The sequence below is a fragment of the Orrella sp. JC864 genome (genome assembly GCF_037026685.1).
In the GTDB taxonomy this organism is placed as follows: domain Bacteria; phylum Pseudomonadota; class Gammaproteobacteria; order Burkholderiales; family Burkholderiaceae_B; genus Orrella.
The window spans coordinates 49,955-64,505 of record NZ_JBANET010000003.1 but is presented as its reverse complement, the minus strand read 5'-3'; the positions used below and the strand labels follow the sequence as shown (position 1 = coordinate 64,505).

Genomic DNA, 14,551 nt, shown 5'->3' with positions numbered 1-14,551 from the left:
CGGGCCGATGGCGGTTTCCCTGCCGGGCGATGAACTGGCTGCCCTGGTGCAGCCCGCCGAGGACAGCACGCCCGACGTGATCGACAGCGTGGCGCTGGCCCGCCTGTACGGCGAGCCGCTGTTCGCGCTGCCGCAGGACCTGTACATCCCGCCCGATGCGCTGGAGGTCTTTCTCGAAACCTTCGAGGGGCCGCTGGACCTGCTGCTCTATCTCATCCGCAAGCAGAACTTCAACGTGCTGGACATCCCCATGGCGGAGGTCACCCGCCAGTACCTGTCCTACGTCGAGCAGATCCGCGAGCACAACCTGGAGCTGGCCGCCGAATACCTGCTGATGGCGGCCATGCTGATCGAGATCAAGTCGCGCATGCTGCTGCCGGTGCGCAAGTCCGATACCGGCGAAGAGCCCGAGGACCCGCGCGCCGAGCTGGTGCGCCGCCTGCTCGAATACGAGCAGATGAAGCTGGCGGCCAAGAAGCTCGATGCGCTGCCGCAGCTGGGGCGCGACTTCCTGCGCGCGCAGGCCCACGCCGACCTGACGGCCGAGCGCATCCTGCCGGACGTGAACGTCGACGACCTGCGCGCGGCCTGGGCCGACATCATGAAGCGCGCCCGGCTCAACGCGCACCACCACATCACGCGCGAGCAGCTCTCGGTGCGCGACCACATGACGCACATCCTGCGCCGGCTGGGCTCGGTGCGCTTCATGGAGTTCAGCGACCTGTTCCTCGAGCGCATCGACGAGGGCGAGCCCGCGGCGGTGGTGGTGGTGCACTTTCTGGCCATGCTCGAACTGGCCCGCGAGTCGCTGCTCGAGATCACGCAGGCCGAGCCCTACGCCCCCATCTACGTGCGCCTGGCGTATACGGCGCTGGCCCACTGAGCGGTGCCGACACCAGCAAGCCGAGGAGCCCCGTGCGGTTCCCTGAGGAGACACCATTGAAACTCATCCATACCATCGACGACCTGCGTGACCAGCTGCGCGGCCAGAACCGCGTGGCGATGGTGCCCACCATGGGCAAGCTGCATGCCGGCCACCTGGCCCTGATGAACATGGCGCGCCAGCACGGCGACCCGGTGGTGGCCAGCATCTTCGTGAACCGCCTGCAGTTCGGGCCGGGCGAGGATTTCGAGCGCTATCCGCGTTCGCTGGAGGCCGACTGCCAGAAGCTGGAGGCCCAGCGCGCCGTCTATGTCGTTTTTGCCCCGGACGACAAGGAGATGTATCCCGAGCCGCAGAACTACCGCGTGCAGCCCCCGGCCGACCTGGCCGACATCCTGGAAGGCGAGTTCCGCCCCGGGTTCTTCGTGGGCGTGTGCACGGTGGTGCTCAAGCTGTTCTCCTGTGTGCAGCCGCGCGTGGCGGTGTTCGGCAAGAAGGACTACCAGCAGCTGATGATCGTGCGCGCCATGTGCCGCCAGTTCCAGCTGCCGGTCGAGATCCTGGCGCACGAGACCGTGCGCGACGAGGACGGCCTGGCGCTTTCCTCGCGCAACGTCTATCTCTCGCCCGAGGAGCGTGCCGAGGCGCCGCAGCTGTACGCCACCTTGCGCCAGGTGCAGGACAGCCTGCGCGGCGGGCAGCACGACACCGCGCGCCTGGAGCGCGAGGCCATCGAGCGCCTGGCCGGGCGCGGCTGGCAGGTGGACTACGTATCGGTGCGGCGCCAGCGCGACCTGCGCACCGCCGATCCGGACCAGGTGCGCGGCGGCGAACCGCTGGTGGTGCTGGCCGCGGCCAAGCTGGGCACGACCCGGCTGATCGACAATCTCGAACTGTAGCGGGCGGCGCGGCCTTGCCGCGGCCGTTTCGGCCGACGAAAAGCTGATGTGCAGCTGATATCAGGCTGACGTTCTGTAAAAACTGACAGCTTCCCGAGACATTTGCTTACTGTCACACTGCCGCCGTCGTCCTGACGGAGCTGTGCATGACTTTCCGCTATTTTCCCTCTGACGCCCCGGCACGCCCCCTGACCCCGCGCGAGCGGGAAGTGCTGCCCTACGTGGCCGCCGGCCGTGCCAACAAGGTCATCGCCCTGGACCTGGGCATTTCGATGCGCACCGTCGAGACGCATCGGGCCCGCATCTTTCGCAAGACCGGCGTGCGCAACGCCGCCGAACTGGCGCGCTGGCTCTATGGCGGCGGCCACGCGCCCTTGCGGCTGGCCGAGCCCCAGGCCGATCCGCAGCCCGGTCCCGACGGCGCGCCGGCCGCAGGCCAAGCCGCACGGCCGTAGCGGCCGTCCGTGGTCCGCTCAGTCGCAGGCCGGGGCGGGCGCCGCACCCAGTTCGTCGATGCCGTCCAGGTCGGGCTGGCGGCCGAGGTTGTAGTCCAGGGTGGGGGCTTGTCCGCCTACCGAGCGCACGCGCAGCTGGTTGCTGGCGGGCATCACGAATTCGGCGCGCACGGTGCCGTCGGCCTCTTGCAGGATCACCCGGGCCGGGCGTTCGGGGATGCCGCGCCAGCAGCCTTGCTCGGCCACCGGCTGGCGGGCGGCCTGCCCGGCGCCGTCCAGCGGCGTGGCGCGGGCGCGCCAACGGCCATTGGGCGAGAGCGTCAGCGTCACGCGCTGGGCGGTGCAGGCCAGCTCGGGCGTAAAGCACGGCACCGTTCCCATGAAGGTGCGCGGGGCCGGGATGACGCGGGCGGCCATGGGGTTGATGGGCGCCGGCTCGCCGGCCGGCTCGGCTCGCGCATCGGCGGGCGCGCCGCCCGAAGGCGGGCCCGAGGGTTCGGCCGGGGCCGCGGCCAGGGCGGCCGGCGGCGGGTTGCGGTCCAGCTCCAGTTGCAGCTGCGAGGGCGCGCGCACCAGCGAACGGCCGCGGCTGTCCTGGTATTGCGACTGCGCATCGGTGATGCTGCTTTCGGGGGGCGGGTTGTAGTAGCCCGGCGCGCGGCTTTGCTGCGCGCAGGCCGTGCTCAGCGCCGCCAGCACGATGGCCGCCGCGCCGCGCGGCAGCAGGCGGAAACGGGAAACACGGGGTGCGGCGGTCGGGCTCGGCATGGAAACAGTCCGTTTTTTTCGACGTTTTTCAGCGATATGCGCGCCCATTCTACGCATTTGCCCCTGCGGATGCACTGCTATCATCCCGGCAGACCGTCTTGCAGGAGACCTTGCATGCCCGTGCACGCCGCCCATACCGCCCGTGTCCGCCTCCCCGCGGGCCGGGCCCCGGCATGACGGCCCTGCAAGGCCTGGGCCAGCCCGGTTCGCTGGCGGCCGCCGCGCTGGCCGTGCTGGCGGGCCTGCTGGCCGGCGGCTGGCTGACCAAGCTCGCCTATCGCATCCCGCTGCTGATGGAGCGCGCCTGGGCCGAGCAGTGCCGCGAATGGCTGGGCCAGTCCGCCGGCCAGCCGCTGGCCCTGCCCAACGCGGCGCTCTCGGACGCCCAGATCCGCCTGCGCGACCCCAGCGCCTGTCCCGATTGCCAGGTCAGGCTGCCGCTGCGCCAGCAGGCGCCCGTGCTCGGCTGGCTGATGCTGGGCCGGCGCTGCGCCTATTGCCGCGCGGCCATCTCGTGGCGCTACCCGCTGACCGAAACCGCCTGCGGCGTGCTGTTCGGCCTGTGCGCCTACGTTTTCGGGGCAGGCTGGCTGGGATGGATCCTGATGGCCTTCCTGGCCGTCCTGCTGCTGCTGGCGGCCATCGACCTGCACACGGGCCTGCTGCCCGACTGCCTGACGCTGCCGCTGCTGTGGGCCGGCCTGCTGCTCAACGCCAGCGGCCACGGGCTGACGGGCCTGCACGATGCCGTGCTGGGCGCGGCCGGCGGCTACCTGTTCCTGTGGCTGGTGTTCCACGGCTTTCGCCTGGCCACGGGGCGCGAGGGCATGGGCCATGGCGACTTCAAGCTGCTGGCCGCGCTGGGCGCCTGGCTGGGCGCGGCGGCCCTGCCCTGGCTTTTGCTGGGCGCCTCGCTGGCCGGCATCGTGGTGGGCGTGGCCCTGGTGGCCACGGGCCGTGCGTCGCGCGGGCAGGCGCTGCCCTTCGGCCCCTACCTGGCGGCCGGCGGCATGCTCATGCTGTTCCTGGGCGGCCATGCGCCGGCGCTGCATGGCTGAGCCCTCTACCTGGCATGGCGATACCCGCCTGGCCATCGGCCTGACCGGCGGCATCGGCTCGGGCAAGACCCGCGTGGCCGACCTGCTGCAGGGCTGGGGGGCGGCGCAGGTCGATACCGACCGCATCGCCCACGCGCTGACCGCCCCGGGCGGGGCGGCCATGCCCGCGCTGGCCGAGCGCTTCGGCCCGGGCATCGTGGCGCCCGACGGCGCGCTGGACCGGGCCGCCATGCGCGAGGCGGCCTTCGCCGATCCCCAGGCCCGCCGCGCGCTCGAGGCCATCCTGCATCCCTTGATCGCGCAAGAAACCCTGCGCCAGGCCCGCCAGGCCCAGGGGCTGTACCTGGTCTTCGTCGTGCCCCTGCTCGTGGAGTCGGGGCGCTGGCGCGAACGGGTGGACCGCATCTGCGTGGTCGATTGCGACCCCCAGACCCAGGTCGAGCGGGTACGGCGGCGCAGCGGGCTGACTACCGAGACCATCCGGCGTATCATGGCAGCGCAAGCTGGCCGGCAGGAGCGTCTGGCCGTTGCCGACGACGTGATCGTCAACGACGGCCACACCCATGCCGCGCAGCTCGAACTGCGCGTGCGTGCCCTGCATGAGCGTTATTGCCAGCTTGCCGCCACTTCGCGCCGGACCGCCATGTGACTGCCTGGGCCGGCAACCCCTGAAACCGCCGGCCCAGGGCCGGTTCCCGACGGGCCCGTATCGAGCGTGATTCTTTACGAATATCCTTTCAACGAACGAATCCGGTCGCTGCTGCGGCTGGAATATCTGTTCGACAGGCTGTTCTTCTTTGCTCAGGCGGGCGATGCGCGCATGCACCAGGCGGCGGTCTCGGCCATGTTCGACCTGCTCGATGCATGCGAGCGCACCGACCTCAAGGGCGCCATCCTGCAAGAACTCGAACGCCAGCGCGCCACGCTGGCCGCCTTGCGCGACCATCCCGAAGTGGCCCAGCAGGCCTTGCAGGCCACCTTGGCCGAGATCGAGCGCGCCGCCGCGGCCCTGGCCGCGCAGGGCAAGATCGGCCAGAACCTGCGCGAGAACGAATGGCTGGTCAGCCTGCGCGGGCGCCTGGCGGTGCCCGGCGGCGCCACCCAGGTCGACATGCCGTCCTATTTTGCGTGGCAAAGCAAGCCCGAGTCGGTGCGCCAGGCCGACTTGCAGCGCTGGATCGCGCCCTTGCGGCCGCTGAGCGAGGCCCTGAACATCGTGCTGCAGCTGCTGCGCGAGGGCGGGCGGCGCATCGAATGCGTGGCCCCGCAAGGCGCCTACCAGGAAATGCTGGCCGGACGCGTGCACCAGCTGCTGCGCGTCTGGGTGGACGGCTCGCAAGGCCTGTTTCCCGAGATCAGCGCCAACAAGTACATGATCTGGATCCGCTTCTCGATCCAGGACGGCGAGCTCAAGCCCCAGCAGGTGGGGCGCGACGTCCCGTTCACGATGGCGCTGTGCAGCAGCTAGCCATCCTGGCCGTGCGTCTCGGTCACCGCCGGCGACAGGTCGCCGTCCCAGCCGCCGCCTAGCGCCGCCGTCAGCTGCACGGTGGCCTGCAGCTGGGTGCCTAGCAGGTCCAGCAGGCTGCGGCGCGCCTGCAAGGTGGTGTTCTGCGCCGTGGCCACTTCCAGGAAGGACACCAGCCCCTCGCGGTAGCGGTTGGTGACCAGGTTCTCGTTTTCCTCGGCCAGGGCCACCACGCGGCGCTGCTGCGCGATCTCGATGCGCAGCACGCGCAGCAGCACCAGCGCGTCCTCGGTTTCGCGCAGCGCGTCCAGCACCGTCTGGCGATAGCGGGCCACCTGCTCGTCGTAGGCGGCGTCGGCCTGGTCCAGGTTGGCCCGGCGCAGGCCGCCGTCGAACAGCGTGGCCGCCAGCGCCGGCCCCAGCGACCAGACGCGGTAGGGGGCCGAGATGAAGTCCGAGAAGCTGCCGGACTGCAGGCCGCCGGACACGCTCAAGGTCAGGTCGGGAAACCAGGCGGCCGTGGCGACGCCGATGCGCGCGTTGGCGGCGGCCACCGCGCGTTCGGCCGAGGCGACGTCGGGGCGCCGTTCCAGCAGCGTGGCAGGCAGCACGGGCGGGATCTCGGGCAGCGTGGGCAGGCTGCCGTCGGGCGGCAGCGAGAAGGTCGAAGGCGTGCGGCCGGCCAGCACCGCAATGGCGTTCTCCTGCTGGGCGCGCTGCCAGTCGATGTCGCGCAGCTGCACCCGCACCTGTTCGAGCTGCGTTTCGGCCAGCACCACGTCGGCGCGGGCCGCCAGGCCGGCTTCGTACTGGTTGCGGGTCAGGGTCAGCGAGCGTTCGTAGGCCTTTACCGTCTGGCCCAGCAGGATCTGCTGGCGGTCGAATACGCGCAGCCGGATATAGGCCAGGGCCAGTTCGGATTGCGCGGCCAGCCGCGCCGCGGCCAGGTCGGCGGCGCTGGCCTGGGCATCGGCGCGGCCGGCCTCGACCTGGCGGCGCACGCGTCCCCAGATGTCCGGCATCCAGCTGGCCGACAGGCTGGCTTCGTAGCGGGTGCCGCTGCTGCCGCCGCCGCGTCCGCCCAGGTCATAGTCGCTGCCGCCGTTGCCGCCCCCGCCGCTGCCGCTGCGGGTGGCCGAGACATTGGCGCCCAGCGTCGGCGCATGGCCGGCCTGCGCGCCGCGCAGCAGCGCCAGGGCCTGCCGGTAGCGCGCCTCGGCCTGCGCCAGGTTCTGGTTGGAGATGTCGATCTCGTCGACCAGCCGGTTCAGGTTTTCGTCGCCATAGCGGCGCCACCAGCGCGGATCGGACGGCACGCTGCCGGGCTGTGCGGTGCGCCAGCCGTCCTGCTGCTTGAAGGCGGCCGGCACCGGGGCCTGGGGGCGCTGGTAGTCAGGCCCCACGGCGCAGCCGGCCAGCGCCAGTGCGGCCAGCAGCGCGGCCAGGGCAGGCCGCCGGCCCCGGGCGCGGGACAGGGCGCGGGACAGGGCGGCGGCCCGGCCAGGCGGGTTGAGGGGGCGTTGCGCGTAAGAGGCAAAAACGGCAATCAGGGTCATGGGGCAGAGCCTTGGGGCTGGGCGGCGGTCCGCGCCGCGCGGCGCGCCTGCCGGCGCTGGCGCAGGCGGTCCAGGAAAAGGTACATGGCCGGCGTGGTGTAGAGCGTAAGCAGCTGGCTGACGGCCAGGCCGCCGACGATGGCCAGGCCCAGCGGCTGGCGCATCTCGGCGCCGTCGCCCACGCTGAGCACCAGCGGCACAGCGCCCAGCAGGCCGGCCAGGTTGGTCATCAGGATCGGCCGCAGCCGCAGGCGCGCCGCGTGATAGATGGCTTGCGCCGGCGACAGGCCGCGCTTGCGCTGCGCCTCCAGCGCGAAGTCGATCATCATGATGGCGTTCTTCATGACGATGCCGATCAGCAGGAACAGGCCCAGCAGCGCGATCAGCGTGAACTGGGTGTCGGTGGCGCGCAGCGTCAGCAGCGCGCCCACGCCGGCCGAGGGCAGGGTCGAGAGGATGGTGACCGGATGCAGCAGGCTCTCATAGAGCATGCCCAGCACCAGGTACACCGCGACCAGCACCATCAGCAAAAGCAGGGGCTGGTCCTGCGAGGCGGCCTGGAAGGTCGAGGCCATGCCGCCGCTTTCCACCTGGATGTCGGTGGGCAGCATGAGCTGCTCCAGGGCGCGGTCGACCGCGGCCAGCGCCTGGTCCAGCGAGACGCCCGGCGCCAGCGAATACGATACGCTGGTCGAGGCGAACTGGCGCGTGTGGCGCACGCGGTCGGCCGCCTGGCTGTAGCTGTAGCTGGCGATGGCCGAGAGCGGCACTTGCGCGCCGTCGGCGGTCTGGATCAGCAGCTGGTCCAGCACGCGCGGCGATTGCGTGTATTGCGGCTCGACCTCCATCACCACGCGGTACTGGTTCAAGGCGCTGTACAGCGTGGCGACCTGCCGCTGGCTGAAGGAATTGTTCAGCACCTGCGTCACGGTGTCCATGTCCACGCCCAGCTGCTTGGCCGCCTGCCGGTCGATGCGCAGGGTCAATTGCTGCGTGCCTTCGCCCGGCCCGCCGTCCACGTCGGTGATCTCGGGCACGTTCTGCAGGGCCTCGGCCACGCGCCTTTCCCACTGGCGCAGCAGCCCCAGGTCGCTGGACAGCAGGGTGAGTTCATAGCTGCCGGCGCTGCCCTGCATGCGCGGCGGGTTCAGGTCCTGGTCCACGCTCAGGAACAGCCGGCCGGCCGGCAGCGGCGGCTGGGCGGCGCGGATGCGGTTGATGACCTCGTTGGCCGATTCGCTGCGCTCGCTGCGCGGCTTCAGGCGCACGTACAGGGTGGCATTGCTGATGCCGCGGTCCCCGCCGCTGGTGCCTATCACGTCCTGCACCGCCGGGTCGGCCAGCAGCACCTGGCGAAACGCTTCCAGCTTGGGCTGCATGGACTGGTACGAGGCGCCGTCGTCGCCGCGCACGAAGCCGCGCAGCTGGCCGGTGTCCTGGTCGGGCATGAAGCCCTTGGGGATGGCGATGTACAGGTGCACGTTCAGCGCCAGCACGGCCAGCAGCGCGGCCAGCACCCAGGGCGTGTGCCGCAGGCTGGCGCGCAGCGTGCTCGAATAGCCGCGCAGCAGTTTCCGGAACAGGTCTTCGCTGATGCGCTGCAGCCGGCCGGGCTGGCGGGCGCCGCGCGCCGGCAGCAGCCGGGCGCACAGGCTGGGCGTGAGCGTGAGCGAGACCAGCAGCGAGACCAGCATGGCGGCGGCCAGCGTGATCGAGAACTCGCGGAACAGGCGCTCGACCAGCCCGCCCATGAACAGGATGGAGACGAACACCACGATCAGCGCCAGGTTCATGGCCAGCAGCGTGAAGCCGACCTCGCCGGCGCCGCGCATGGCCGCGCGCATGGGCGGCATGCCTTTCTCGATGTGGCGCTGGATGTTCTCCATCACCACGATGGCGTCGTCCACCACCAGGCCGGCGGCCACGATCAAAGCCATCAGCGACAGGTTGTTCAGCGAAAAGCCGTACAGGTACATGATGGCGAAGGTGCCGATCAGCGAGACCGGTATCGCCAGGCTGGGAATGAGCGCCGCGCGCAGGCTGCCCAGAAAGCCCAGCACCACCAGCACCACCAGGCCCGAGGCGATCAGCAGGGTCAGCTGGGCCTCGCGCAGCGTGGCGCGGATCACCGGCGAGCGGTCCATGACCACGGTCAGCTCGGCCGCCGCCGGCGCCAGCGCCCCCAGCGTGGGCAGTTGCGCGTTGATCGCGTCGATGGTCTGCACGATGTTGGCGCCAGGCTGGCGGCTGACCAGGATGGTGACCGCCTGGCGCTGGTTGTGAAAGCCGCTGGAATAGCGGTTCTCGACCGAATCGCTGACGATGGCCACGTCGCCCAGCCGCACCGCGGCGCCGTCCTGGTGGCGGATGATCAGGTCGCGGTACTGGTCGGCCCGGCGCATCTGTTCGGACGTCTGGATCTGCCAGTGCAGCTCAGGTCCCATGAGGTCGCCGCGCGGGCGCAGCGGATTGGCCGCCGTGATGGCGTTGCGCACCTCGTCCAGCGCGATGCCGTAGTGGGCCAGGGCGTTGGGGTTGAGCTGCACGCGCACGGCCGGCAGCGAGGCGCCGTCCACCGTCACGTCGCCCACGCCGGCCACCTGGGCCAGCTTCTGCGCCAGGATGGTGGAGGCCGCGTCGTAGAGCTGGCCCGGCGAGAGGTCGCGCGAGCTCAGCGCCAGGGCCAGGATGGGCGCTTGCGACGGGTTGATCTTGTCGTAGCTGGGCGCAGAGGGCATGCCCGAGGGCAGGGTGCCCTGGGCCGCGTTGATGGCCGCCTGCACGTCGCGCGCCGCGTCGTTGATGTCGCGGTCCAGGTCGAAGGTCAGCAGCAGCATGGTCGAGCCGGTGCTGCTCGAGGACACCAGCTGCGTGATGCCGGCGATGCTGCCCATGGCCCGTTCCAGCGGCGCGGCCACCGTCGAGGCCATGGTCTCGGGGTCGGCGCCGGGCAGGTTGGCGCGCACGATGATCGCGGGGAAGTCGACCTCGGGCAGCGGCGAGACGGGCAGCAGCCGCCAGGACAGCGCGCCCAGCAGCATGATGGCCAGCGCCAGCAGCAGGCTGGCCACCGGCCGGCGCACGAAGGGCCGCGACAGGTTCATGCCGGGCCGCCCGCCGCGTCAGCCTGCGCGGGCCGGCGGCGCAGGCGCTTGCCCAGGCGGTCGAAGAACAGGTAGACCACCGGCGTGGTGAACACCGTCAGCACCTGGCTGACCGCCAGCCCGCCCACCATCACCAGCCCCAGCGGCTGGCGCAGCTCGGCGCCCGAGCCCGAGCTGAGCATCAGCGGGATCGCGCCGAACAGCGCCGCCAGGGTGGTCATCAGGATGGGCCGAAAGCGCTGCAGCGCGGCCCGGTGGATGGCTTGGCGCGGGGACAGGCCCTCGCGGCGCTCGGCCTCCAGCGCGAAGTCGATCATCATGATGCCGTTCTTCTTGACCAGACCGATCAGCAGGATGATGCCGATGACGGCGATCAGGTCCAGCTGCCCGCCGGTCAGCAGCAGCGCCAGCAGCGCGCCCACGGCGGCCGAGGGCAGCGTCGAGAGGATGGTGACCGGATGGATCGCGCTTTCGTACAGGATGCCCAGCACGATGTACATGGTGATCACGGCCGCCAGGATCAGCCACAGCGTGTTCGAGAGCGAGGCGCGAAAGGCCTCGGCCGCGCCCTGGAAGCGGCTTTCGATGGCTGCCGGCATGCCCAGTTCCGCCTGGGCGCGCTCGATGGCCGCCACCGCCTGGCCCAGCGAGGTGCCGGGCGAGAGGTTGAACGACAGCGTGGCCGCGGGGAACTGGCCGACGTGGCTGATCGCCAGCGGCGCCGGCAGCTCGCGCACGGTGGCCAGCGCGGTCAGCGGCACCGGCGTGCCCGAGGCGGTGTTGACGTGCAGCCGCTGCAGGTCGCCGGGTTCGCGCGCGTACTGCGGCGCCAGCTCCAGCACCACGCGATACTGGTTGGACTGCGTGAACAGGGTGGCGATCTGGCGCTGCGCATAGGCGCTGTACAGTGCGTTGTCGATGTCGGACATGCTCACGCCCAGCCGGGCGGCCGCATCGCGGTCCACGTCGATATAGGCCTGCTGGCCCTGCTGCTGCAGGTCGCTGGCCACCTCGCTCAGTTCGGGCAGCGTGGACAGGTGCTCGACCAGCCTGGCGTTCCATTCGGCCAGCAGCTCGGTGTCGGGCGAGGTCAGGGTGAACTGGTATTGCGTGCGGCTGACGCGGTCCTCGATGGTCAGCTCCTGCACCGGCTGGGTATAGAGCACGATGCCGGGCACGTCGCGGGTGCGCTCGGCCAGCCTGGCCATGGTCTGCTGCAAGGTGCCGGTGCGCTGGCCGTGCGGCACCAGGTTGATCAGCATGCGCCCGCTGTTGAGCGTGGCGTTGGTGCCGTCCACGCCGATGAAGGACGACAGGCTGGCCACGTCAGGATCCTGCAGGATGCGCTGGGCCAGCGCCTGCTGGCGCTCGGCCATGGCCGGGAAGGAGACCGATTGCGGGGCCTCGGTGACGGCCTGGATCACGCCGCTGTCCTGCACCGGGAAAAAGCCCTTGGGCACGGCCAGGTACAGCAGCGCGGTCGCCGCGATGGTGGCCACCGTGGCCAGCAGCGTCAGGCGCTGGTGGTTCAGCACCCATTGCAGCGCCAGGTCGTAGCGGGCGATCACCCGGTCGAGCAGGCCCTGCTTGCGCTTTTCCTCGTGCAGGGTTTCGGGCAGCATGCGCGCGCACATCATGGGCGTGAGCGTCAGCGACACGCCCAGCGAGATCAGGATGGCCACGGCCAGCGTGACGGCGAATTCGTGGAACAGGCGCCCGACCACGTCGCCCATGAACAGCAGCGGGATCAGCACCGCCACCAGCGACAGGGTCAGCGAGACCAGCGTGAAGCCGATCTGCGCGGCGCCCTTGAGCGCGGCCTGCATGCGCGTGGCGCCCATCTCGCGGTGGCGCGCGATGTTCTCCAGCATGACGATGGCATCGTCCACCACGAAGCCGGTGGCGATGGTCAGCGCCATCAGGGTCAGGTTATTGACCGAGAAGCCCGCCAGGTACATCACCCCGAAGGTGCCCACCAGCGACAGGGGCACGGCGATGCTGGGGATGATGGTGGCCGGCAGGTTGCGCAGGAACAGGAAAGTGACCAGCACCACCAGGCAGACGGCGAAGAGCAGTTCGTGCTGCACGTCGCGCACCGAGGCGCGGATGCTCTGCGTGCGGTCGGTCAGCACCTGCACCTGCACGGCCGCCGGCAGGCCCGCGGTGATCTGCGGCAGCAGGGCCTGCACCCGGTCGACCACTTCGATGACGTTGGCGCCGGGCTGGCGCTGGATGTTGACCAGCACCGCGGGCAGCTCGCCCGACCAGGCGGCCAGGCGGCTGTCCTCGGCGCCGTTCTCGATGCTGGCCACCTCGCCCAGGCGCAGCGGCGCGCCGTCCTGCCAGCGCAGGATCAGGTTGCGGTAGTCCTCTACCGACCGCAGCTGGTCGTTGGCGTTCATCATGACCGTGCGCAGCGGCCCGTCGAAGCTGCCGGTGGGCTGGTTGACGTTGGCCGCGGCGATGGCGCTGCGCACGTCCTCGAGCGTCAGCCCGTGCGCGGCCAGCGCGCCGGGATTGGCCTGCACCCGGAAGGCAGGCCGCTGGCCGCCGGCCAGGCTGACCATGCCCACGCCCGAGACCTGCGCCAGGCGCTGCGCCATGCGGGTGTCGATCAGGTCGTACACCTGGGGCAGCGGCAGCGTGGCCGAGGTGACCGCCAGCGTCATGATGGGCGAGTCGGCCGGGTTGACCTTGCGATAGACCGGCGGGGTGGGCAGGTCGTTGGGCAGCAGGCTGTTGGCGGCGCTGATGGCCGCCTGCACTTCCTGCTCGGCGATGGCCATGTCCAGGTCCAGCTGGAACTGCAGCGTGATCACCGAGGCGCCGCCCGAGCTGGTGGAGGACATCTGCTGCAGGCCGGGGATCTGGCCCAGCCGGCGCTCCAGCGGCGCCGTGATGGCGCTGGTGGTCACCTGCGGGCTGGCCCCCGGGTAATAGGTGAAGACCTGGATGATGGGATAGTCCACCTGCGGCAGGGCCGCCACCGGCAGCAGGCGCCAGGCCATCAGGCCCGAGATCAGCAGCGCCACCATCAGCAGCGTGGTGGCGACGGGCCTGCGGATGAAGATGCCGGAAAAGTTCATGGGCGGGGCTGCCTGCCGGGTGCCGGGGACCCCGGCGCGCCGGGCACGCCCGAGGCGCCCGCGGGGCCCGACACGCCGGCCGCGGTCACGCCGCTATCGGGCGCGCCGTCCTGCGTGGCGGCCACGGGCTGCACCTGCCGGCCTTCGGTCAGGCGGTCGATGCCTTCGAGCACCACCTGTTCGCCTGCTTGCAGGCCCGATTCGACCGCCACCTGCCCGCCGTCGGCCGGGCCCAGGGTAAGCAGCCGCACGTTGACCACGGGCTTTTCGCCGGGCTGCACCACATAGACGTAGGGGCCGCGATTGCCGTACTGCACCGCGTCCGAGGGAATGGTCAGCGCATCCTCGATCGTGCGCAGCTGCAGCCGCACGTTGACGAACTGGTTGGGAAACAGCGATTCGTCCTGGTTGTCGAATTCGGCCCGCAGGCGCAAGGTGCCGGTGGCCGTGTCGATGCGGTTATCCAGCGTGGCCAGCCTGCCGGTGGCCAGCAGGGTGCCGTCGTCGCGGCTCCAGGCCTCCACGGCCAGCGTGCGGCCGGCCCGCACCTGCGGCAGCAGCTTGGCCAGCTGCACTTCGGGCACGGCGAACACCACCGAGATCGGGCGCGTCTGGGTGATCACCGCCAGGCCTTCGGTTTCGTTGGCGGTCACCAGGTTGCCGGCGTCGACCTGGCGCAGGCCGATGCGTCCGGAGATGGGCGCGGTGATGCGGGTATAGGACAGCTGCAGGCGCGCGTCGTCCACCTGGGCCTGGTCGATCTTGATCGTGCCCTGGTACTGGCGCACCAGCGCCTGCTGGCTATCGAGCTGCTGGCGGGCGATGGAGTCCTGCTTGAACAGGGTCTGGTAGCGCTTGAGATCGAGCTCGGCGTTGCGCAGCAGCGCCAGGTTCTGCTGCTGCTGGCCCAGCGCCTGGTCCAGCTGCACCTGGTAGGCGCGCGGATCGATGCGCGCCAGCAGCTGGCCGGCCTGCACCGGCTGGCCTTCCTCGAACAGCACTTCGACCAGCTCGCCGGCCACGCGGCTGCGCACGGTGACGGTGTTCAGCGGCGTGACCGTGCCGATGGCGCGCACCCGCTCGGTCAGCGCCTGCCGGGTCGCCTCGACGGTGCGTACCGGTACCGGGCCGGCCCAGGACGAGGGGCCGCGGCCGCCGGGCGGCGGCGTCGGCGTGGCGGGCCCGCGCAGGAACAGGTACCAGATGGCCAGGCCGGCCAGCAGCAGGCTGAGCACGATCAAGGCGCGGCGGGAGCGGTTGGAGCGTGGACGCAT

11 protein-coding genes are annotated in these 14,551 nt (G+C 70.9%); 6 read left to right on the top strand and 5 right to left on the bottom strand.

Going from position 1 to position 14,551, the window contains the following annotated elements; genetic code table 11:
* Positions 1–7: 7 nt before the first annotated feature.
* The 3 genes from V8Z80_RS03650 to V8Z80_RS03640 all read left to right on the top strand — a co-directional run bounded on the left by V8Z80_RS03650 (position 8) and on the right by V8Z80_RS03640 (position 2,237).
* Entirely contained in the window at positions 8–883 is an 876-nt protein-coding gene (locus V8Z80_RS03650; RefSeq protein WP_155194634.1) for a segregation and condensation protein A, read from the top strand.
* A gap of 56 nt (positions 884–939) precedes the next feature.
* Entirely contained in the window at positions 940–1,782 is an 843-nt protein-coding gene (gene panC, locus V8Z80_RS03645; protein ID WP_155194632.1) for a pantoate--beta-alanine ligase, read from the top strand.
* A gap of 146 nt (positions 1,783–1,928) precedes the next feature.
* The gene (locus tag V8Z80_RS03640) at positions 1,929–2,237 is read left to right on the top strand and encodes a response regulator transcription factor (RefSeq protein ID WP_155194630.1); all 309 of its coding nucleotides are present in this window, start codon (positions 1,929–1,931) and stop codon (positions 2,235–2,237) included.
* Between the two features lie 18 nt (positions 2,238–2,255).
* Here V8Z80_RS03640 and V8Z80_RS03635 read toward each other — a convergent pair whose 3' ends face one another.
* Positions 2,256–3,005: a hypothetical protein gene (locus tag V8Z80_RS03635; protein WP_336061037.1), complete on the bottom strand. Its 750-nt coding sequence runs from the start codon at positions 3,003–3,005 to the stop codon at positions 2,256–2,258.
* A gap of 173 nt (positions 3,006–3,178) precedes the next feature.
* Between V8Z80_RS03635 and V8Z80_RS03630 the strand changes: the two genes are divergently transcribed.
* The 3 genes from V8Z80_RS03630 (at position 3,179) to zapD (ending at position 5,531) form a co-directional block, all read left to right on the top strand.
* On the top strand, positions 3,179–4,063 hold the full coding sequence (locus V8Z80_RS03630; protein ID WP_155194628.1) for a prepilin peptidase: 885 nt from the start codon (positions 3,179–3,181) through the stop codon (positions 4,061–4,063).
* Positions 4,056–4,712: a dephospho-CoA kinase gene (coaE, locus tag V8Z80_RS03625; protein ID WP_155194627.1), complete on the top strand. Its 657-nt coding sequence runs from the start codon at positions 4,056–4,058 to the stop codon at positions 4,710–4,712. The genes V8Z80_RS03630 and coaE overlap by 8 nt, the downstream gene beginning before the upstream one ends.
* 66 nt (positions 4,713–4,778) lie before the next feature.
* Entirely contained in the window at positions 4,779–5,531 is a 753-nt protein-coding gene (gene zapD / locus V8Z80_RS03620) for a cell division protein ZapD (RefSeq protein ID WP_336061036.1), read from the top strand.
* Here zapD and V8Z80_RS03615 read toward each other — a convergent pair.
* From V8Z80_RS03615 to V8Z80_RS03600, 4 genes are read right to left on the bottom strand one after another with little or no spacing between them, the layout of a single operon-like run.
* Positions 5,528–7,087: an efflux transporter outer membrane subunit gene (locus tag V8Z80_RS03615; RefSeq protein WP_336061035.1), complete on the bottom strand. Its 1,560-nt coding sequence runs from the start codon at positions 7,085–7,087 to the stop codon at positions 5,528–5,530. The two genes, zapD and V8Z80_RS03615, sit on opposite strands and share 4 nt — an antisense overlap.
* Positions 7,084–10,191: an efflux RND transporter permease subunit gene (locus tag V8Z80_RS03610; protein ID WP_336061034.1), complete on the bottom strand. Its 3,108-nt coding sequence runs from the start codon at positions 10,189–10,191 to the stop codon at positions 7,084–7,086. The genes V8Z80_RS03615 and V8Z80_RS03610 overlap by 4 nt, the downstream gene beginning before the upstream one ends.
* Entirely contained in the window at positions 10,188–13,277 is a 3,090-nt protein-coding gene (locus tag V8Z80_RS03605; protein ID WP_155194618.1) for a multidrug efflux RND transporter permease subunit, read from the bottom strand. The genes V8Z80_RS03610 and V8Z80_RS03605 overlap by 4 nt, the downstream gene beginning before the upstream one ends.
* A complete protein-coding gene (locus tag V8Z80_RS03600) occupies positions 13,274–14,551 on the bottom strand; it encodes an MdtA/MuxA family multidrug efflux RND transporter periplasmic adaptor subunit (RefSeq protein ID WP_336061033.1) in 1,278 nt (425 codons plus the stop codon). Before V8Z80_RS03600 ends, V8Z80_RS03605 begins: the two co-directional genes overlap by 4 nt.